General features: G+C 65.1%; 22 protein-coding genes, 1 tRNA gene and 1 pseudogene. 15 read left to right on the top strand and 9 right to left on the bottom strand.

Going from position 1 to position 18,458, the window contains the following annotated elements; translation table 11 throughout:
* The first annotated feature begins 515 nt into the window (after positions 1-515).
* The 8 genes from GEV06_24655 to GEV06_24620 all read left to right on the top strand — a co-directional run bounded on the left by GEV06_24655 (position 516) and on the right by GEV06_24620 (position 5,937).
* Positions 516-1,304, top strand: coding sequence for a hypothetical protein (locus GEV06_24655; GenBank protein ID MPZ21062.1), 789 nt, complete (start codon positions 516-518; stop codon positions 1,302-1,304).
* Positions 1,305-1,446: 142 nt separating this feature from the next.
* Complete coding sequence (locus GEV06_24650) at positions 1,447-2,484, top strand: hypothetical protein (protein ID MPZ21061.1); 1,038 nt, start codon at positions 1,447-1,449, stop codon at positions 2,482-2,484.
* A 254-nt stretch (positions 2,485-2,738) separates the two neighbouring features.
* Positions 2,739-2,960 carry a hypothetical protein gene (locus tag GEV06_24645; GenBank protein MPZ21060.1) on the top strand — a complete coding sequence of 74 codons (222 nt, stop codon included), beginning with the start codon at positions 2,739-2,741 and terminating at the stop codon, positions 2,958-2,960.
* Positions 2,961-3,725: 765 nt separating this feature from the next.
* The gene (locus tag GEV06_24640; protein ID MPZ21059.1) at positions 3,726-3,950 is read left to right on the top strand and encodes a helix-turn-helix domain-containing protein; all 225 of its coding nucleotides are present in this window, start codon (positions 3,726-3,728) and stop codon (positions 3,948-3,950) included.
* Positions 3,947-4,201 carry a helix-turn-helix domain-containing protein gene (locus tag GEV06_24635; protein MPZ21058.1) on the top strand — a complete coding sequence of 85 codons (255 nt, stop codon included), beginning with the start codon at positions 3,947-3,949 and terminating at the stop codon, positions 4,199-4,201. Before GEV06_24640 ends, GEV06_24635 begins: the two co-directional genes overlap by 4 nt.
* Before the next feature lie 369 nt (positions 4,202-4,570).
* Positions 4,571-5,419 carry a tyrosine-type recombinase/integrase gene (locus GEV06_24630; protein ID MPZ21057.1) on the top strand — a complete coding sequence of 283 codons (849 nt, stop codon included), beginning with the start codon at positions 4,571-4,573 and terminating at the stop codon, positions 5,417-5,419.
* Positions 5,398-5,488: transfer RNA gene (locus GEV06_24625), tRNA-Ser, on the top strand. Before GEV06_24630 ends, GEV06_24625 begins: the two co-directional genes overlap by 22 nt.
* A gap of 230 nt (positions 5,489-5,718) precedes the next feature.
* On the top strand, positions 5,719-5,937 hold the full coding sequence (locus GEV06_24620; protein ID MPZ21056.1) for a hypothetical protein: 219 nt from the start codon (positions 5,719-5,721) through the stop codon (positions 5,935-5,937).
* A 54-nt stretch (positions 5,938-5,991) separates the two neighbouring features.
* Here GEV06_24620 and GEV06_24615 read toward each other — a convergent pair whose 3' ends face one another.
* On the bottom strand, positions 5,992-6,519 hold the full coding sequence (locus GEV06_24615) for an RES domain-containing protein (GenBank protein MPZ21055.1): 528 nt from the start codon (positions 6,517-6,519) through the stop codon (positions 5,992-5,994).
* 7 nt (positions 6,520-6,526) lie between these two features.
* Positions 6,527-7,006 carry a DUF2384 domain-containing protein gene (locus tag GEV06_24610; GenBank protein MPZ21054.1) on the bottom strand — a complete coding sequence of 160 codons (480 nt, stop codon included), beginning with the start codon at positions 7,004-7,006 and terminating at the stop codon, positions 6,527-6,529.
* 21 nt (positions 7,007-7,027) lie between these two features.
* On the opposite strand from GEV06_24610, the gene GEV06_24605 reads away from it, so the two are divergent.
* The 3 genes and pseudogenes from GEV06_24605 (at position 7,028) to GEV06_24595 (ending at position 8,953) form a co-directional block, all read left to right on the top strand.
* Complete coding sequence (locus GEV06_24605) at positions 7,028-7,228, top strand: hypothetical protein (GenBank protein MPZ21053.1); 201 nt, start codon at positions 7,028-7,030, stop codon at positions 7,226-7,228.
* A 516-nt stretch (positions 7,229-7,744) separates the two neighbouring features.
* Positions 7,745-8,392 carry a hypothetical protein gene (locus tag GEV06_24600; protein MPZ21052.1) on the top strand — a complete coding sequence of 216 codons (648 nt, stop codon included), beginning with the start codon at positions 7,745-7,747 and terminating at the stop codon, positions 8,390-8,392.
* Between the two features lie 368 nt (positions 8,393-8,760).
* Positions 8,761-8,953 (top strand): annotated as a pseudogene (locus GEV06_24595) (DUF433 domain-containing protein).
* A gap of 15 nt (positions 8,954-8,968) precedes the next feature.
* On the opposite strand, the gene rnhA reads toward GEV06_24595, so the two are convergent.
* Positions 8,969-9,691, bottom strand: coding sequence for a ribonuclease HI (gene rnhA, locus GEV06_24590; GenBank protein ID MPZ21051.1), 723 nt, complete (start codon positions 9,689-9,691; stop codon positions 8,969-8,971).
* Here rnhA and GEV06_24585 point away from each other — a divergent pair.
* Positions 9,690-9,932, top strand: coding sequence for a hypothetical protein (locus GEV06_24585; GenBank protein MPZ21050.1), 243 nt, complete (start codon positions 9,690-9,692; stop codon positions 9,930-9,932). The two genes, rnhA and GEV06_24585, sit on opposite strands and share 2 nt — an antisense overlap.
* 43 nt (positions 9,933-9,975) lie before the next feature.
* Here the strand turns inward: GEV06_24585 and GEV06_24580 are convergent, their stop codons facing one another.
* The 6 genes from GEV06_24580 to GEV06_24555 all read right to left on the bottom strand — a co-directional run bounded on the left by GEV06_24580 (position 9,976) and on the right by GEV06_24555 (position 16,839).
* A complete protein-coding gene (locus tag GEV06_24580) occupies positions 9,976-10,563 on the bottom strand; it encodes a hypothetical protein (GenBank protein MPZ21049.1) in 588 nt (195 codons plus the stop codon).
* Positions 10,563-11,297 carry a hypothetical protein gene (locus GEV06_24575; protein MPZ21048.1) on the bottom strand — a complete coding sequence of 245 codons (735 nt, stop codon included), beginning with the start codon at positions 11,295-11,297 and terminating at the stop codon, positions 10,563-10,565. The genes GEV06_24580 and GEV06_24575 overlap by 1 nt, the downstream gene beginning before the upstream one ends.
* Before the next feature lie 199 nt (positions 11,298-11,496).
* Positions 11,497-12,069 (bottom strand): hypothetical protein, encoded by a 573-nt coding sequence (locus tag GEV06_24570; protein MPZ21047.1) that lies wholly within the window; start codon positions 12,067-12,069, stop codon positions 11,497-11,499.
* A gap of 220 nt (positions 12,070-12,289) precedes the next feature.
* Entirely contained in the window at positions 12,290-13,060 is a 771-nt protein-coding gene (locus GEV06_24565; protein ID MPZ21046.1) for a hypothetical protein, read from the bottom strand.
* A 128-nt stretch (positions 13,061-13,188) separates the two neighbouring features.
* Positions 13,189-14,076 (bottom strand): FHA domain-containing protein, encoded by an 888-nt coding sequence (locus GEV06_24560; GenBank protein ID MPZ21045.1) that lies wholly within the window; start codon positions 14,074-14,076, stop codon positions 13,189-13,191.
* Positions 14,077-14,133: 57 nt separating this feature from the next.
* Positions 14,134-16,839 carry a protein kinase gene (locus tag GEV06_24555; GenBank protein ID MPZ21044.1) on the bottom strand — a complete coding sequence of 902 codons (2,706 nt, stop codon included), beginning with the start codon at positions 16,837-16,839 and terminating at the stop codon, positions 14,134-14,136.
* A 146-nt stretch (positions 16,840-16,985) separates the two neighbouring features.
* Here GEV06_24555 and GEV06_24550 point away from each other — a divergent pair, with 146 nt between their 5' ends.
* The 3 genes from GEV06_24550 to GEV06_24540 all read left to right on the top strand — a co-directional run bounded on the left by GEV06_24550 (position 16,986) and on the right by GEV06_24540 (position 18,366).
* A complete protein-coding gene (locus GEV06_24550) occupies positions 16,986-17,588 on the top strand; it encodes a hypothetical protein (protein ID MPZ21043.1) in 603 nt (200 codons plus the stop codon).
* Between the two features lie 195 nt (positions 17,589-17,783).
* Positions 17,784-18,164 carry an XRE family transcriptional regulator gene (locus tag GEV06_24545; GenBank protein ID MPZ21042.1) on the top strand — a complete coding sequence of 127 codons (381 nt, stop codon included), beginning with the start codon at positions 17,784-17,786 and terminating at the stop codon, positions 18,162-18,164.
* 31 nt (positions 18,165-18,195) lie between these two features.
* The gene (locus tag GEV06_24540; protein ID MPZ21041.1) at positions 18,196-18,366 is read left to right on the top strand and encodes a DUF899 domain-containing protein; all 171 of its coding nucleotides are present in this window, start codon (positions 18,196-18,198) and stop codon (positions 18,364-18,366) included.
* Positions 18,367-18,458: the final 92 nt, after the last annotated feature.

Here is an 18,458-nt window from a genome sequence, read left to right as displayed (position 1 = left end):
AAGGATCATCTTGAATGCGGTTTCCTGCAGCGGAGCGGGTGTCTTGTTCACCAGCTCCAGGATCCCGTCGAAGTCCGCCTTCAGCTTGTCAAGCAATTGGCCTCCTAATACAGCTCAGGTGGATGACCAAGATACACGATTAGCCGCGGAGGACTTCAACCTTCTTTCGCACCATCTCATTGAACTGATGGACCTCGAGGCGGCTGTTGATCTACTGAAGCACCGTCTGATCTACTGAAGCACCGTCAGTTGGTGGTCGGCGTTGGACCTCACACTTCGCCTGGCTTGAGGAGAACCTAAACGCTGTCCAGATCACTTGCGAACGTAATCGGCATCGACGAAGCACCTGAGTGAACCCAACCTCTCGTCCACAGCACACGACACGACCCATCACCGCCCAATATGTGCCGTCGATCGATTGAGAATCGTGTCCACGACTCACATACTGGAATTGCGGAAGAGCGGTTGCGCACTGGAGTTGTCATGCGCGCGTCGCTCGACGCGATGGAGCGACCATGCTCGACAGATACGATCCTCGGCCGGACGACGGAAGAGATCGCGGTGACTCCTGGGACCGCAGTTTCGGCAGCCGTGGCGGTGTAGGCGAGCGAGACCGAGACGAGCATTCAGGTGACGTGTTCACGCGGGATCTCGACCTCCCTCGCGGGCGCGATCGAGAGCAAGCACGCGACCGTGAGCGCGTCTACGAAATCGACGGTACCGAGAGCCGCGCCCTGGCGACGCTCGGCGCGTTTCGCGTCATCGCCGAGAGCGATCTGCACGACATCCGAGACGACTCCCAGAAGTCGCGTCGAAGCCTCAAGCACCTTGAGAAGGAAGGGCTGACTCGCACGTCACCGCTCAGCTCAGATGATCGCGCCGTGACGCTGACGGACCGCGGGCGCGATCTTCTCGAAGCGAACCGCTATGAGCGCGACGACCGCATCCACCAGCCCCGTCAGACGTTCTACGCGGGCGTCAAGAAACCGCGCGAACTGACTCACGACACCAAGGTCTATCGCGTGTACGAGCGTGCCGAGGAGCGCCTGCGAGGGCGAGGCGGCCGGGTGCGCCGCGTCGTTCTCGACTACGAGCTCAAGCGCGACTATCAGCGCTTCCTGCACGAGCGCAACCGCGGCAAGAAGAACTGCGACGGCCGGCCGGACCGTGAGCCCGAAGAGATTGCACGGTGGGCACGTGAACACGATCTGCCGTACGACGATGGGCACGTCCGGTTCCCGGATGCCCGTATCGAGTACGAAGACCGCACGGTCGCTCGCGGCATGAGGATCTCGAGGTCGTGACCGGCCACTACCGCGGCGCCCACGCCGGTAGCGCCGCCAAGTCCGGATTCACTTGCTATCTCTCGATCGGATGCTCGGTCGGCGGTCGCGGCGGCGGTGGCCGGCGAACGGCGAACCCGCGAATCGCGGAGGAGTTGATCCGATGACGCTGCCGCCTCCGCCCGACCGCTGGACGATCGAGCTGGCCAACGCGCAGCGCCTGGAGGCGATCGCGGCGTTCGGCTTCACCGAGCGTCAGGCACGCTTCCTGTTGAATGTGCTCCTGCACTCCGGCGTGTTCGTCGAGCGCCAGTACTGCAGCTTCGCTGGCATCGTCCACGGCCAGAAGAGCACCGACTTCATCAAGACGCTCGTCGAGCAGCGATTCGCGACGCCGATCACCACGGGGAAGCTCCATCGCGGGCGCATGTTTCACGTCCACTACAAGCCGCTCTGGGCCGCCATCGGCGAGCCCGATAGCCGGTTCCGCAAGCCGAACGCACCGGGCCGAATGATCGAGCGGGTCATGCTGCTAGATGCGGTGCTTGACGACCGTGACTTCGTCTGGCTCGGGCCATCGACGGACAAGCGGCGTCATTTCGTGAGGCATCTTTCGGACCGCCTGGACCAGCGAGAGTATCCACGGCTGCTGTTCGGCGAGGGGCCAGCGAGCACGGCTCGTTACTTCCCGGACAAGCTCCCGATCGGCATGCAGCCCTACGGGGAGCCGCACGTGTTCGTCTACCTCGTGACGCACCCGTCACCGATGGATTTCCGGATGTTCCTCCTGCGGCACTCGGCCTTGCTCCGGGTGCTCCTCCGCTGGACGGTCCGGCTGTTGTTTCCACGCCAGCTCTCGAAGGCGCGATTGGCTTACCTTCATGCCGCGCGAGAGCATCTGGCAACACCGCTTGAGCCATCGACCGTCGAGACGCTGGAGCGGCTGTTCGCCGAGCGGAAGCGGCTGGCGGAACCGGGAGCGGCGCCTGCGGACGAGTGCCATGCGAAGCTGTCGAGCGCCTACCAAACGCCACGCTACCGAGCCCTCCACCGGCAGTGGCTGGACGATCCCACGAACACCCTTCGGCTGGCGGGATCACGCCTCATTGCCGACAACACCGACCGCGGCCACGGGCAGGTCGAATGCGTCGAGTTGTCACGGCAGTACCTGCATCTCTCTCCCCTGGTTGACGTCGCCTGATTCTCACGGCTGAGGACGACCTTGGGGACGACCTCTGGAAATGAGGTCGTCCCCGGAACCCTTCACCTGGCCGTCTTCCCCGCGCGGCCACAGGAGCGCCAGGTCTGTCGTGCGCCAAGCCAGCAATCGATTCAGTAGGCACAGGTTCCGCGCGAAGTGCACCAATGCCGCGCACGATGGGCGGCGCTCTGTGCCGCCCACTGCAGGTACCAGTGCCGCGATCAGGGCAGGTAACCATGGCGTGAGCGACACCGGTGCGCGCACTGGAAATGGCCCCGCGCGTGTCCGGAGGGGTCGCCACGCCATGGCCGTCAGTGTCCGTGTCGGTGCTGGGAATCGCGCCGCCCCTGTCCACAAGGGAGGTGGCTTGTGCCGCGGATGTGGTGCTCAAATCGGGGCCACTTCGTCCGGAGGATCTGGTCCTGTTCGTGCGGGAAATCCTGATCACCAACACGCACTCGTTCCGCGCGCGATGACGCGACTGATACGGCGTGCGCGGTGCTCACGATCGTGGCACGCTTTGCGGCGCGCATCAGAGCAACGATCTGGACCTCGTCGGATGCGCCGACCATCACGTAGTCGATGCTCGATCTGTGCTCGGCACCGTGCAAGGCTCGTCGCCTTGCTCCGCCCGCGCATGCGCGCGGCCTGCGGGCCTTGACGGTGCCTGCGCGCAGATCACGTCTTGGCCATTACGTGATGGCCGGCGGTGTGATGATGCTTAGCTGGACCGATCTTGACCGTTGACCGTGCGCCGAAGTGGCGGTAGTCTTTTCTCATCGTCCGTGCTCACTGCACACGCTCCGCGAGAGGAACACTCCGCGCGGAGCGCTGAAGGTCGCCGCTCTCAGGGCCACGACCGACAGCCTACTTCCTGACTTCAGCACGGTTCTGAATCGAGATCGCACACAGTGCCATTTCGAGATCAGAGACTCGCAACCGCACACCGCATTGCTCTCAGGGCATGCGGCTGCGGTGCACCACGGAGGCGTGGCTGTATCGCCTGGCCATTCGAGAGAACAGCGCGGCCAGCGTGACCCACTGCTTCGGGCCGCATGACCACCTGTCGTGCGACGACCGCGGCGCTCAGCGTCCCGGTCTTCGATGCCGGCAACATCAGCCCGCATCTCGCGCCACTGTTCCCGGCGCGCCGGCCATAGGCCAGCGCGCCAGAGCGCGCCACTTTATGGACGTTCGGCAACAGTTGCGAGGACGCGGAGACGCGTCGAGCGAGGTGCACCATGAAGCCCTGGTTGAATGTTTCCGAGGCTGCGGAGTACGCGGGCCTGAGCCGGGACACGATCTACACCGCATGCGAGCAGGGGGAGCTGCGAAGCGCGCGCGTCAGCGGAAGACGCACCATTCGAATTCGGCCGGCATGGATCGATGCCTGGCTGGAACGACACGCGCCAGACGTGCAAGATCGCCGTCGCATCGGCGACACGCAGAACGGAGCGGCGTCATGAACCCGCGGGCGACGAGGTCAGACACGAGGCGCGCGCTGACCGAACGCGAGGTCGGCGACATGCTGGGGCTGTCAGTCGCCACGCTGCGCGCGTGGAGGCACAGAGGGAAGGGTCCGCGTTTCCTGCGGCTCGGGCGGTCAGTTCGCTACTTGCCGTCCGACGTGGCGGACTTCGTTCGGGCGAGTGCAGTTGACACGACATCGGTTTCCTCGTCTGATGATGAATCGGAGATCGGGGAGTTGCCGCTATGAGTCTCTGGAAACGCGGTCGTCAGTACTGGACAGACTTCACCGTTGCCGGCCGTCGATACCGGAAGCGGCTGGGCACGACGAATCTGCGGACGGCGACGCGCCGGGAACGTGAGCTCGTCGAAGAAGCCGGACATGGCCGCCTTGCTCCCGACGAACAAGGGCCGAAGCGGCTCTCGGAAGCGATTGACTCCTACCTGGATGCCAAGCGCATGCGGTGCTCCCCGCGCACGATCGAGCTCGAGGAGGAACGACTGAGCCTCGTCAAGAAGCACTTCGGCGACGTGCCGCTCTCGGCGATCACCGCAAACGTCGATCGCCGAGTTCCAACGCGCGCGGCACGAGGCCGGCATCGCGAACCGCACGATCAACATGGACGTCGGTGTGCTGTCGCGCGTGCTCAAGTCCTGTGGCCGGTGGCGTGCGCTCGCCGACCACGTCCACAATCTCCCGGAGCGACAGCGTCCAGTCGGCCGCGCGTTGATAGCAGACGAACGGAAGCGCCTCTTCCACTCAGCCCCGTCGAATCCGGAATGGGAGCACGTGTACTGCGCCGCGATCGTCGCCGCCAACACGTCGATGCGGCCTGTGGAGGTGAAGCACCTTCGGCGATGCGACGTCGATCTCGTCAAGAAGCTCGTGCACGTTCGACGGAGCAAGAACGAGACGAGCCACCGGGTGATCCCGCTCAATGCGTCGGCTATCGAAGCCGCTGCGCGGATGTTCGAGCGCGCGGACCTGCTCGGGCACACGGAGCCGGAGCACTATCTCTGGCCAGCGTGCCAGTGGGGGCGCTTCGACGCCACGAAGCCGATGCTGAAATGGGACACGGCCTGGCGCGCGCTGCGTGACGAGGCGGGCCTGCACGGCCTCCGCTTTCACGATCTCCGGCACACGGTCATCACCGAGCTTGCCGAGATGGGCGTGGCCGATCATGTGCTCGAATCGATCAGCGGCCACCTGTCGCGGCGGATGCTGGAGCACTACTCGCACATCCGGATCGACGCGAAGCGGCAGGCGCTTGATGCCTTGGACAACCTGCGGCGAGGCGGAGACGCCGCAAACGGCAACGGAAAGCCGGCAGACGACGCCGAGATCGCGACGATCGTCGAGGTCGCCGACGACCTCACGTCACAGTCACGTCACAGTCTGCTGTTGAGCGGGTCCCCGCCGTCCGGTAAACTGTTGATTCCACGCGCGGAGAGATGGCCGAGTGGTTGAAGGCGCACGCTTGGAAAGCGTGTGTAGGCTTATCCCCTACCGTGGGTTCGAATCCCACTCTCTCCGCCAGCTTTAAGTTGTTGACACGGAACAGTTTATAAACAGCATCGCTGCTACCGTGAGTTCCCTACGAAATGCACCATTGCCCGCCGGCATACGCGTCCGCCGCTAAATGATTGATTCGCAAGCATTACCGCGGTCAAGCGCAGTCAGCGTCTACGAGCATCAATAATTGCCCTGGCTCGTGAACTTCATGAGCGCCTTACCTCGCGGCGTTCGCCAACAATTGGGCCGACGTCGTGACCGACGACTTCCGCCGCATCGTAGGCAAGATCCCGCATCGCGGACTTGGCACGCGACTCCGCCGGCGCGTTCGCGAAGTGAACCAGATCGCGAGGGCCTTCGCCCGCGAGGGTGTCAGCGTCTTCCTCAATGGCCTGCGTGAGACGGAAGCCCCGCGCGTCGTGCGCGAGATCGAGGCAAGTGGAGGCCGCGCGTCGCCGCCGTCGGCAACGTGAGCTCCAACGGGGGCACGCGGCAGGTCGTCGATGCCGTCGAGGCCGGTTGGTCTTTCACGTCCCAGTGTCGGTGCCGCCGAGGCGACGTTTCCTAGCCTTGCTCGACGCACGCCGCCGGGAGCGTTCGGTACGAGCCACAAGTCGCTCATCGTATACGTGTGGCTCCGGCGGATAGATCGTGACCTTGTCGAAATCCGGGTGCGTAGGGTTGAGGAGGTGGTTCACTTCTTCAGGAATAACGGCGCTTGGGACGGCGAGCACGACGGACGACGCGCGAGCTACCCACGCATCGCCAAGTGCCGCGAGGGCAGGCGGAGCCGGGGACTGCTGCCAGTCCGGCGGCAGATTCGAGCGCCCGATGGTTACCACAAGGGTGTCTGGAAACGAACACCTGACGATCGAGTATCCGCGTGCGGGCCCCTCGAGATTGACGAGGACTTCAAGGGCCGCCAGCGACCGGCTCTCAGCCGTGTACACCATCGGCGTTCCGACGGAGTTCCATCGGCCTCCGTCGCGGCGCGCCCCTTCTCCATCGAATGCCGACGCCGCCCACTTCGTCTTGACGATACGGTAGGTCGTGATCGTCACGTTAGACGAAGATCCCCTGTTCGAGCTGATCGATCAGGCGCTCGACGGCGAGTGCGCCGACCTCCGTGCTCGCGAGATCGAACGGCATGGCGCCGCGCAGGGCGCGTTGGGGACGGGCAAGCCACTGCTTCGCTTCTGCACGGTCGCCTTCGAAGAGCTCGATAGCGCGCCCCACCACACGGGAGGCTCGCAACAGGCGGTCGGACTCGTCGGGTTGCAGTCGCCCCTCCCGCTTCCGCCGACTGAGTGTCCGCACCGAGATGTTGACGAGCGTCGCGGCGGCTGTGGCCGACAGGGACGTATTCTCCACGAAGCGCTCGAACGTGCGGTACGACAGGCCCTTCCGGACGGCATCCACGAGATTCGGCACGGCTGCTGGAGCCAGGCCGAGCAACGTGCCATACGCGCGGCCGGCCGGGTCACCAGCGGTCGATTCGACGTCTTGAACAACGGTTGCTACGCGCCTTCTTGAGATAGCCATATGGCAGTATTATTCGGCCATATGGCGCACACGTCAACCCCTTCGAACGCGGTCACCGGCGCGATCGAGATTCGGTATCGAGGGCGTCTGATGCGCTGGACCGAGATTCCGGCGCCGGCGGCGGCCGCGCGCGTCCGTCCTCGGCCGAGTGCGGATCACCCGTGGCGACGCGGCTACGTCCAGCGGCAGCACCGCGCCATCCAACTCGGGCGCGGCCAATGACGAAGGCCTATGGACGCTGCCGGTGCCGTGGACGCGAAGAGCGCGCCCACCGCACCTTGCAAAACGCGCAGGCGCGTTTCGCACAGCGCCCACAGGCCGCCATTGCTGTGTTCAAGAAGAACGGCAGGGGACATTTCTATTTCGCTAAGAACGGGGACATTTCTATTGCGCCTTGACACTGTTCCCAACACGTTCTTGACACGCGACCGGGCCTTCTGCAACATAGGCGGCAGTGCGCTCAGGGGCGCCTCCTGTCCGCGGCAAGGGAGCGTGCTCCCACCCCACGGTTCGAACAAAGCAGCTCGAACCTTCTTCCGGCCTGATTTCAGCGGACGCCAGGCAATTGAAACGGAAGGAAGGTGTGCATGCCCCGTCAGCTCACGCCCGCAAGCTCCCTCGACAACCTGAAGAAAGAAGCCAAGCGCTGGCTGCGCGCCTTGCGCGATGGCGACGGGCGCGCCCGGGCGCGATTGAAGAGCGCCTATCCGCAGGCGCCGGCCGATCCCACGCTCCGCGATGTGCAGCGTGCGCTCGCGCTCGAGCACGGCTGCCAGGGATGGATTGCGCTCACCGAACAGCTCGCGACGAAAGGCGCGACTGGACTCATCAAGCCCAAAGAGTTCGACTCCGAGCGGCCCTACGGTCCGTGGGGAAGCCGCGGCCGGGACGTGTGGGAAGCGATGGAGGCCGCGCGCACCGGTGACGCCGCCAGACTGCGACGGCTGCTCGCGCGCGATCCCAACCTGGCGCGATACGGTGGTGACGGGCTGTCGCTCGTATCTCCTCGAGGACGTGGAGATCCTGCGCCTGTTGCTGGCCAGCGGCATGGATCCCAATCTGCCGAACTGGCAGAGGGCCACGCCGCTACACGACCTGTGCGGACGCGACGGCCGCGGCCGGGCGCGGGGCAACCGTATCGAAGTCGCGGGTATCCTGCTCGAGGCCGGCGCCAACATCTCTGCGAAGGACGAAGAGTATCGCTCGACCCCGCTCGGCTGGGCTGCCCGCAACGACCTGCCCGACATGGTCGAGTTCCTGCTCTCTCGCGGCGCGCCCACCAATCTCCCGGACGATGAACCGTGGGCCACGCCGCTTGCCTGGGCGAAGAGACGCGGTTATCTGCGGATTGTCGATCTGCTGCGCGCAGCGGGAGCGAGAACGTAGGGTCCGACCTTGGCCGACCGAGGAGGGTCGAGGCGCGAGGTCCGGCCGAAGCCGGACACTCCCAAGGCTGGGGCGGCTCGAGAACGCTTCGCGAACGTTGCGAGCCTCCCATAAGGCGTGCTCACCGACGTGCACATAGAGGCTGACGTCCCCGACGGGATTCGGTGCCGCTGGGGCGGTCGCAGAGCGCGCCGCCAACGGGAAGACCGGTGGGGACGCCAACGGCCGAAGCGTCGCAAGGACGTTGGCGTCCCCAGTTTTCGCGAGTTGGAACCAGATGACGGGCTGGTTGCGCGGGGGAGATTCCCTGCGCCGGGCCGCCTGAGCTGCCGGGCTCGTGCGCCGGTCGGCGCCATATTGGCGTGATCATGCCCCGCAGTTCGTCAGTGGTGTACAGCGACCCGGAGATCCTGGGTGGCACGCCGGTTTTCGTCGGCAACGGGGGTACCGGTGCAGTCGCTGTTCGCCTACCTGGAAGGGGGCGACACGCTGGATGAGTTCCTCCGGCAGTTCCCGTCCGTTCGACGGGAGCAGGCGATCGAGGCGCTCAAGTTCGCACGCAGGACGCTGCTGACTCTAGATAAGGCTCGGATCGATTCCCCAGCCGCGCAGGATCGCGGACTCGTCGGCCGAGCTCGTAGCTTTCTTGAAGCGCGCACCGGATCGCCCCTTCACGCGGCGTTCACACTCTGCCCACGTGACGTGCCGCATCGCGACACCGTCCACAACGCTCAGGTACGAGTATGCGGCGGACTTGGTCTTCGCGGCCGACGAGCCAGCCGGCCGCTTCGGCAGGGCGGTCTCGTCCGGCAATTGGAGAATCGGCAGCGCGTAGCCGTCGAGCGGCCCATCATACAGGTCCGCGGATTGTTGCCGCGCGAACGCGACCGAAATCTGATCGGCACGCTCGTTGCCCGGTGTCCCAACGTGGCCTCGCACCCAATGCCAGGCCACGTCACCGCGGGCGCGCGCGCCGACGAGGCTCGAGAGCTGCTCCCACAGATCCCGGTTCAGCACGTCACCGCCCTGCGCCGTTTTCCATCCGCGCTTCCGCCACCCCCACACCCACTGCGTGATGCCCTGGATCACATACGTGGAGTCCGTATAGATGGCGACGGGCCAGGGTTGATTTGCAATGTGCTGCAGCGCCGCGATGACGCCGCTCAGCTCCATCTTGTTGTTCGTCGTGTGAGGCGAGCCGCCGCCAAGTTCCGTGACGTGGTGATCGTCGGCCACGACGATCGCGCCCCAGCCGCCGGGTCCGGGATTGCCCGTCGCCGCGCCGTCGGTGAAGACGATGATTGGCAAGACCTCATACTATCGAACCATCGGCGACGTAACTCGGCCGTCTGGCAATCGTCTAGGGATCCCCGGCACCGGCCACCTGGAGCGCATTGTGTTCAACGCCAAGACCGAGGTGCTGCGTCGCGAATCGATGCTGAACGAGCTGAAGGAGCGCATCCGCGAAGTTCGTCAAGGGCCGGATCGACGGGCCGTCTCTGTTGACCGACGAAGACGACGGCGCCCTTCTGCGGATTGAACCTGCGTCGTGATCCTCGCGCGGGTGCCGTCGTTGTCGGACTTCACGGGAAGCGCCAGAACGGCCGCAGCTGCCACCCGACCGCAGCAGCGCCGCGGGGCCGCACGTGCGCGGCGCGACGGCGCTTGGCGGCGGTGGCCAGCGTGTGCGCATTGAAGCGCCGGACGCTCACCGACTCGCCGGACCGTCTCACCACGTACAACGCGCGCCCCAGGCTCTGATCGAACGCGACCCCTGACATTGTCTGATCGTAGCCGGGGATGTTCGTGCTCCGTAGGTGGGGAACGGCCCCGTGGCCCTGGTACCGCTCGTCGCCGAGCACCCACCGGGGATCGAAGTGCCACAGATCCTCGAAGCCTTCTTCATCCCACATCGACGCGTCGTTGAGATCGGCGAACCGCAGCCGCAGGTGATTTCGCAGCGCCCAGTCGCGCACGAACAGACCGGGCGCCCAATTGGCCAGCATGATGCGCCCGTTCTCCTCGGCGGTGATCAACAGCATCCGCGTCCGCCCCTCGTCATCGAACAGCGGGAAGAGCGACGCGCGGTCGAGCCGCCGATCCTCGAACTCGAGCCGGCACGACAGCAGGGATCGCTGGCTGACGAGGCGGAGCAGGTACCAGAGGCCCATCAGGCGTCGGTCCCGTCGGGTGCGCCGTCGGTCAGGCGCGGTCCAGGTGGGTCGAATGCCGCGGGCGCGAAGGCTGCGAGATTGCCCAGCGAGGAGACCATGTCACTCGGCACGACCATCAGCGCGCCGCGCTCCTTGATCGACTCGTAGGTCATGTTCATCGCGCGAATCCGCAGGGCAATGGGGTTGCGCCGGTACACGGCCGACGCTTGCTCCATCTCGTCGGCCACCGCCAGCTCCGAATGTGCCAGGATGACCCGCGCCTCGCTCTCGCGATCTGCCTGGGCCTTGCGGCTCATCGCATCCTCGAGCATGCCGGGCAGCCTGACGTCGCGGATCTCGACCGACATCACGGTGATCCCCCAGTCGCTGGTCTTCGCGTCGATGATCTCCTGCAACTGACGATCGACCTGCTCCCGGTCCGAGATCATGCCCACCAGTTCCGTGTGGCCAATCACGTCCCGGAGCGTCGTCTGGGCGGCCCAGCTCACGGTGGCGGCGTAGTGCTCCACTTCGACGATGGCCTTCCTGGCATCGGTGACGACCCAGAACAGCACGGCATCGACGTTGACGGGAACCGTGTCCTTCGTCAGCCATCGGCCGATCAGCACACTCCTCCGATTCGGGTTCGATGCAGGTTTCGTCGTTGACGGCATGGAGGAGCCGCGCCTCCCAGGGGACAAACCTAAGGCCGGTGTTCGTTGGCACGACATGCCGGACATCCCACCGATCATGCTGGTGCTGATGAGACGTCACGTAGCCCGCTGAGTCTATTCCGCGGCAAGGACCGAGAAGGGTCAGCCGGTGGCGCGTGGGTGGACCGGCGGATAAACTCGCCGCCAGCGTTACCGTGGCAAACATGGTTCGGGGTCGGGCCTGAACACGTCGCTCACCTGCGGCGATACCTTTGTCCGGCTTGACACAGGAGCGGGATCACAGGATCAGCAGCTCATCGCCGACCAGAAGCTCTACTGGCTGTGCGAGCGTGACGTAGAAGCCGCGCATCCCGCCGCGCAGCTGTTGCAGTGGCTCGCGCATGCGCAGCGTGCGGTCGTCCGGCTCAACTCCCATGACGTACCGGCTGAACTCCACACATGGCTCTGCAACGTCGACGTCCGCGAATCGGACCTCGACTCCGTCTCTGGTCCGAATCGCCGCGTGGGCGAGGCGGTCGCGGGTCATCCGTTCTTCGATGTCGACGAGGACGTTCTCGCCTGCCGCTCCGTTGATCACGCGCGGGCCGAACTTCTCACGCATAGCGCGGTAATGAGAGGTGAAGCCAAGCGAAAGTCCGCTGGCCCGCCCGTGGTTGCGGCTGCTTGGATGCGTGACGTTGTGGACGTCGACGATCTTCTCGCCCTTGCTCTCGCCGATACAGCCATTCTCGTCCACATACAACCGACCAACCTGACGGATGCGGGATGCGTCATACCAGCGGTGCGGCTTCTCACCGCGCTTTAACGGCTCTACCTGCACCTGAAGCTGCGCGATGGGTACGATTTCCACAGGACCTCATGATACCTGCATCGCGGCGCTCAGCTCTGCAATGCAGCGATCAGGTCAAGCTCGACACGTTGCCCGCAAAGCCCAGTGGTGCGCGATCAGATTGCGGAGGCCAGCGGCTGCGCTTAGTCGGCTTGCAAGTTCGCGGTCCAGCACACCGCGCTCCGCCGGTATAGAAATTGTACCACCTCAGCTTTATTGAACCAGAGGGGTGCACGTGCCGTCAGGATGGCGATGAATCACTCCATGCACGATGTCGCACGCGAGCTTCGGACGGCGCTCGCCGCGCTGCGGCGCCCTGCATCAATGCTTTGGAAGATGCACGCCTATCATCTATCGCGCAGCGTGAATGCAGCGCCCGAAGATGCTCTACCTCCGCGACGCTCCATCCTCGAGGCAGCGCGAGTGCCTTTGGCCTGATGAGATCGTGCGGGTAGAGACTCGGCTTCATCAGTCCGGCCTCCGTGTGCTTCCGTCCGAACAGCCAGTGGCCGATCTCATGCGCGATGACCCGGCCGAGTGCACGTCCGACGACCCCACGCCCTGCAACGCGCAGGAACGCCGCACTGCGCGGGCCCTCGGCGTGCACCTCGCGCACCGACGTCCTGATGGCCCGCATCGAGACTTCGATGAGTCTCCGCGGCGACCCGTCGATGAACATTACGCGTCCCAGCACGTGACGGCCGCGCTGACTTGCCTCGAACCTGCTGACGGAGCCACCAGGAAGAAAATCCGGGCGAATGACGACGAACACACCGGGATAGGGCGACGAGCCCCCAAACATCTCCGGTGTCGTCCAGACCAGGTGCAAGCCGGCAGCCACCCAGGTAGCTTCAGCCTCACGCTTGGCGATGTCGAGACTGGCGTCATCCGCGCGCCCCTCGTTCACCAGCATGAGCGGCAGCGACGAGCCGGCCGAGCTGCACCTCTCGTCACTCGGTACCATCGATGACGTGTGTCCGCGAAGCGTCGTCGGCGCCAGGATCGTGGTCACGAGCGTCACGAGTATCGCCGCGAGGAGGAGCCCGGCCTTTGTGCGCGGTGGTTGTCGTTGTCTTCTTCCATTCACGCCCAAGCAGGCGTGAGGAAGCGCCTCACTTCGTGACGTCGACCGGCATCAGCTCAGAGGGTCCAATCGACCGGGGCTTCAGGCAGATAGGTGCAAAAGGTGCCGGTGCGGACGGCGTTCTGAAGGTGACGGCCCAGCCGGGGATGCACCGACTGGATCCGCTTGATCGCGCTGCGAATGCGCCACGTGACGGAGGAGCGCGCGCGTTCGACCGAGCTGCCGAGCCCACGCGCCTTGCCGCCGAGTCCGAGGGCACCCGAGAGCAACGCGATAATCTGCTCCAGCTCCTCACGCGCCCGCTCGGCCCGGCCAAGATCGTGCGCCGTATCCGCCTCGTCCACCTCGTGCTGCAGCTCTCGCGCCCGTGAGCGAATCTCCCGCTGCGCTCGATCGTCGAGCACGCGATCTTCGCCAGCGCTGTCGGCAGGGCGGCCGGCGAGCTCGAGACAATGGATCTCCAGGCCTGGACGCGCGAGGAGCTGTGAGAGGTCGTGGAAGCCCTTGGCGTCTGGCAGCCGCACGATCTGTCCCTCGAACATCATCGACCACAGCTCGCCGTCGCGCCGGAACATCGCACCGGTCGTGCTGGGAAGGACCGTCTCGCTCAACGTGCGGTTGTCCTCGCTCTGGCGAAACAGGAGCCGAACCCGCCGGCCCAGGCGGATCACGTCGCCTTCGTGCAGGAGCCGCGGCAGCTGAATCCGCTCCTGGCCGGTGAACGTCCCGTTCTTGCTCCCGAGGTCCTCGATCGTCGACCGGCCGTCGGTGACCATGATTCGGGCGTGATGACGCGAGACGCCGACCAATTCGATGCGCACCGCCACGCCTGCGCCCCGCCCGATGATGTTCTCGCCTTCCCGCAGAACCCAACGCTGATCATCGAGAATGAGCGTTGGCCCGCGATCGGCTTCCGGTGAGCCGCCAGTCACACTCTTCTCCATTCCTCGGACGCTCGATGGCGCGTTCGGCGCCCTACCATTGCGGCTCGGGCCCAGACTCTAGCGAAAGTTCTCGATCATCAGCAGGTCGGCGCCGTCGTCCACCGTCACGGAGAAGAGCACGCTCTTCCCGTCTGGCGATACCGCCATTCCCGGAACGAAACCGGCCCCCGTTCTCACGATACCCAGACGCTGACTGACGCCGCTCGTCACATCCAATCGATAGAGGGGGTTTTCGGGCACGCCGGCAGGACATCCCACGTAGTAGATGCCATCCGGACCGACCGCCACGCTGCGGCTCAGCACGCAGTCGACGACCTGCCGCTCCGCACCGCCGGCGACAGGTTGACGGAAGAGGGGCGACTCGTCGTCGCGCCGGACGAAGAACAACGTCTTGCCGTCAGCGGCTTCGACCGCGCGGAATCCCCCATTGCGAGTGACCCGTTCCACCGCACCGTCCGTCTCGCGCACGCGGGAGATGTCGCTGCCGTCAGCGCGCTCTTCCTGATAGGAGATCCAGCGACCATTCACGGACCATGTGGGAAGGACGTCGTTCAATGCGCCGGACGTGACGCGACGCGGTCCGCCTCCGTCGACATCGATGGTCCAGATATCCGAAAAGCCGTCCGTCCCGCGCGAATCGAACGCGATCTGCCGGCCGTCGGGAGACCAGCTTGGCGATCCTTGCCAGCTTCCCGGCCCACGCGTCAACTGCACGGGATTCGACCCATCGGCGTTTGCGAGCCAGATCTCCTCGACCTCACCCGAGCGCCCGGACTCGAAGGCGATGCGGCCTCCATCCGGAGAGAAGGTCGGCCCGAAGTCCGTGAGCGAGGAGGACACGATCGACGCTTGCGGCCGGCCGGCCTCGAACAGGTGGATGTCGTTGTCGGCGCGGCTCAGTGCGAAGGCCAGGCGGTCCTGGCTGGGGACGGTGGCTGGAGACAACGCTTGCCGGGCCGCTTCGATTCGCTCAGGGGGACGGCGGCCATCGACGTCCACACGCCAGAGATAAGACAAATCGTATCGCGCTCCACCATAGACGAGAGATCGTCCGTCGCGGGTCCAGGCGAGGCCGAGAACGACCAGGTCGTGCCGCGTGAGACGGCGTGGCGGCGCCGTGGGTCGGAAGCTCGAGTCGAGATGCACAACGGACACATCGCATGGCGCAAACGCGCCACTCGCGCAAGATGCATACGCCAGGTGACGCCCGTCAGGGGAGAACGTCGGGTCCCGATGCCATTCGGGTGCTTTCGGCGCGGTGATGGGATGGGGCTCGCCTCCGTCGATGGGAACCAGATGAATGCTCCCCGCTTCCGGTGCCGTCTCATGCGGGGCGCGTGCGCGCGCGACGGCGAGCCACCGACCGTCCGGTGACCACGCAAGCTGAGGGACCGCCGCCCCTCGAAACCACGAGGTGTTCGAACCGGCGGCCGGCAGATCGGTGAGCTTGCGCTCCGCGCCGCCCAGGGGCGACATCAGGTAGATGGACGCGGTCTCGCCCCGTCGACCGCGGTGAAACGCGATGTATCGCCCGTCGGGCGACCAACTTGGTCCCATGTCGTCCAGGGGATCTGTCGTCAGACGGCGAGCTTCGGAGCTTCCTATCAACTTGAGCCAGATGTCGAAGTCGCGTGGCCCCTCATCCGGCGAGCTCTCTCCATCCCAGGCGAACGCAAGCTGGCTGCCGTCCGGTGAGAACGCAGGCGTCGTTTCGATGCCGCGATAGGCAGTGAGCGGCACAACTCGCATGGGCGGGAGGACGACGTCAGCCCTCCGCCACATGATCAGGATCGACGCCGTGAGGGCCAACACGATCGTGAGCCCCACGGCCAGCCAGAGCCGTTGGAGCCGTCGCCCGCGACGTGGCGCCGCCGGTAGAGCGAGCACGGCCTTGCCTGCTTCCTGCAGGTCCAGGAGCTCCACCCTTACGTCTGCCATGTCCTGGAGGCGCCGCTCGGGCTCCTTCCGTAAACAGCGAAGGATCAGCCGCTCCAGCTCCTTCGGCGTGTCCGGCGTCAGCTCGCAGGGGGACGTCGGCTCCTCGCATAACACCTTCGTCAGGGTCTCCGCGACGGATCGCCCCTTGAACGCGCGCCGCCCCGTGATCATCTCGTAGAGCAGTGCGCCGAAGCTGAAGACGTCGCTCCGCCGGTCGACCTTCCCGCGGGTGGCCTGCTCGGGCGCCATGTAGCCAGGCGTTCCGCCGCCGACCGTATCCGGCCGGTTGAGGAGATCCGAGATGGCCTCCTCGGTCGCCGTCTCCCCTTCGCGCCCCGTGTCCGGCGACTCGACCAATTTGGCCAGCCCGAAGTCGAGGACCTTGACCGTCCCATCGGCTGTCACCACGACGTTGGCGGGCTTCAGGTCTCGATGAACGATTCCGGCCGAGTGGGCTCGATCGAGCGCGTCCGCGATCGGAATGGCCACGCGAATAGCGGCGTCGACGCTCATCCCGGACCGCACGAGCGCGCTCAGTGGTTGCCCCGTCACGTACTCCATCACGATGAAGTCCGTGCCATCGACGGTCGCAATGTCGTGAATGGTGGCGATATTCGGATGGTTCAACGCCGAAGCCGTGCGGGCTTCCTGGATGAAGCGCCGGCGTCCGGTCTCCGTGGTGTGACGGTCAGCGCGGAGCACTTTGATCGCCACTTCCCGGCGCAGGCCAGTATCGAGGGCCCGATACACCTCGCCCATGCCGCCAGCGCCTACAAACGAGAGGACCTCGTACCGCCCAAGCTTCGATCCGGCGCTGACTGCCATTGCAACAAGCTCAGCCTAAGTCTACCTCACAGGGTAAGGTCCGACCTCACGCCTCTCCTGGTGAAAACGTGGGAGGCGGCGTGAATTTCTCCATCGAGTGCTCGCCCCCCACCCGGCAAACCACACAAGAGAACAAGAGGTTCATCATGTCCATCGTTCATCGACTTCGTTCACGGCTCACGACGACTCGGTCTGGGATCGCAGTGCTCGCGCTTACGGCGACGATGGGGACGGTGCCAGCGGGCGCGCAGATGTCGCCCGCGCACCACCGGTGGCACCAGCCAGAGAAAGTGGTGTTCACCGTCGACGTGGCCGAGGATTTCGCGCTGTTCAACCCGACGTTGGTGAAACCCACCGACACGCAGCCCGAGCGCGGGTCCTTCTTCGTCACGGAGGGGAACATCTATCGGGCCGGCACGATTCAGGGCGAGGGCGCAACGTTCGACCCGAGCAGCGCTGGCGCCATCGGCCGGTGGTTCTGCCGGGGGACACACCTCGTCGCGGCGTCCGAGATTCCCGCGGCACCGCTCTGGGTGGACACGGCGCAGACGTACTTCCTGCCCCGGGACACGCAGTCGATTGCGACCGAGGGACTCGAAGGCGGCGGCACGATCGTGCGCATGGTGACTGGCGCCACGGGCCGATTGCGCGGATACGTCGGAGAACAGCGGCAGGAGTTCCTCGGGTTCAATGCGACTGGTGGTGTAAATCTCCGCGTGACGTTCGTCCTGAGAAAGGCCACGAAGTGAGCCGGTCAATCTGAGGTCACGAAAGCGGGTGCGATGCGTTGTGTGATGACGGACGGTCCGACGTGTCGGTCACGCGTTCGGTCTGCCGCGCCACACGACGCATCCAAGTCGTCGTCGTCCGATCAACTACACTTCCATGATCCAGTTTTTTGGCTCGCACGCGGAATATGACCAGATCGACGCGGAGACGGTGTGATGAAGGCAACCCTCATCGTAATCCAGAACGAGGCAGACCATGCAGAGGCCAAGGCACTGGTCGCACGGTTGATGCACTCAGACACGGAGGCGGACCGCGCACGCCTATTGGCACAGGCGCGGCTGATCGAGGCCTATGAGAAGATCCGCTGGCCGCGCAGGCGCCCCACGCTGCCCGATCTACTCGCCTATCTGATGGATCAGCATGGACTGACGCGTGCCGATCTGATTCCTGTCCTGGGGACAGCAAGCCGCGTCAGTGAGGTGCTGGGAGGCAAACGCGACCTCAGCATGACCATGATCAAGCGGTTGCGCGATCGCTTTCGTGTACCCGCCGACCTGCTGATCCCTCCGACCTCGCGCAAGCGGACGGCGGCATGAGCATCGTCACTTCCACCGGGATGGACAGACGATCCGCCACTTCTGGGGATCCGAGCTCTTCTGGGCGGAACGAGCTCCCGGGCAAGACCCTCGACACGTCGGCACCCTGGAGATCCTGTGGAATCTGCTGGACCTCACCCCCGAAGGGCGTCCAGCGGACTGGCACGAACAACTGAAGTACGAAAGACAGGAGAAGACGTGATGAACGTGGGCGCGTCTTTCCTCCCGGGTGTGGGCTTGCCCGTATCTGGCAGTTACGTTCCGTATCGACATGTAACAGATACCGTAGAATAT

The sequence above is a fragment of the Luteitalea sp. genome (genome assembly GCA_009377605.1).
Lineage (GTDB): Bacteria > Acidobacteriota > Vicinamibacteria > Vicinamibacterales > Vicinamibacteraceae > WHTT01.
This window is presented reverse-complemented; position numbering and strand designations above follow the sequence as displayed.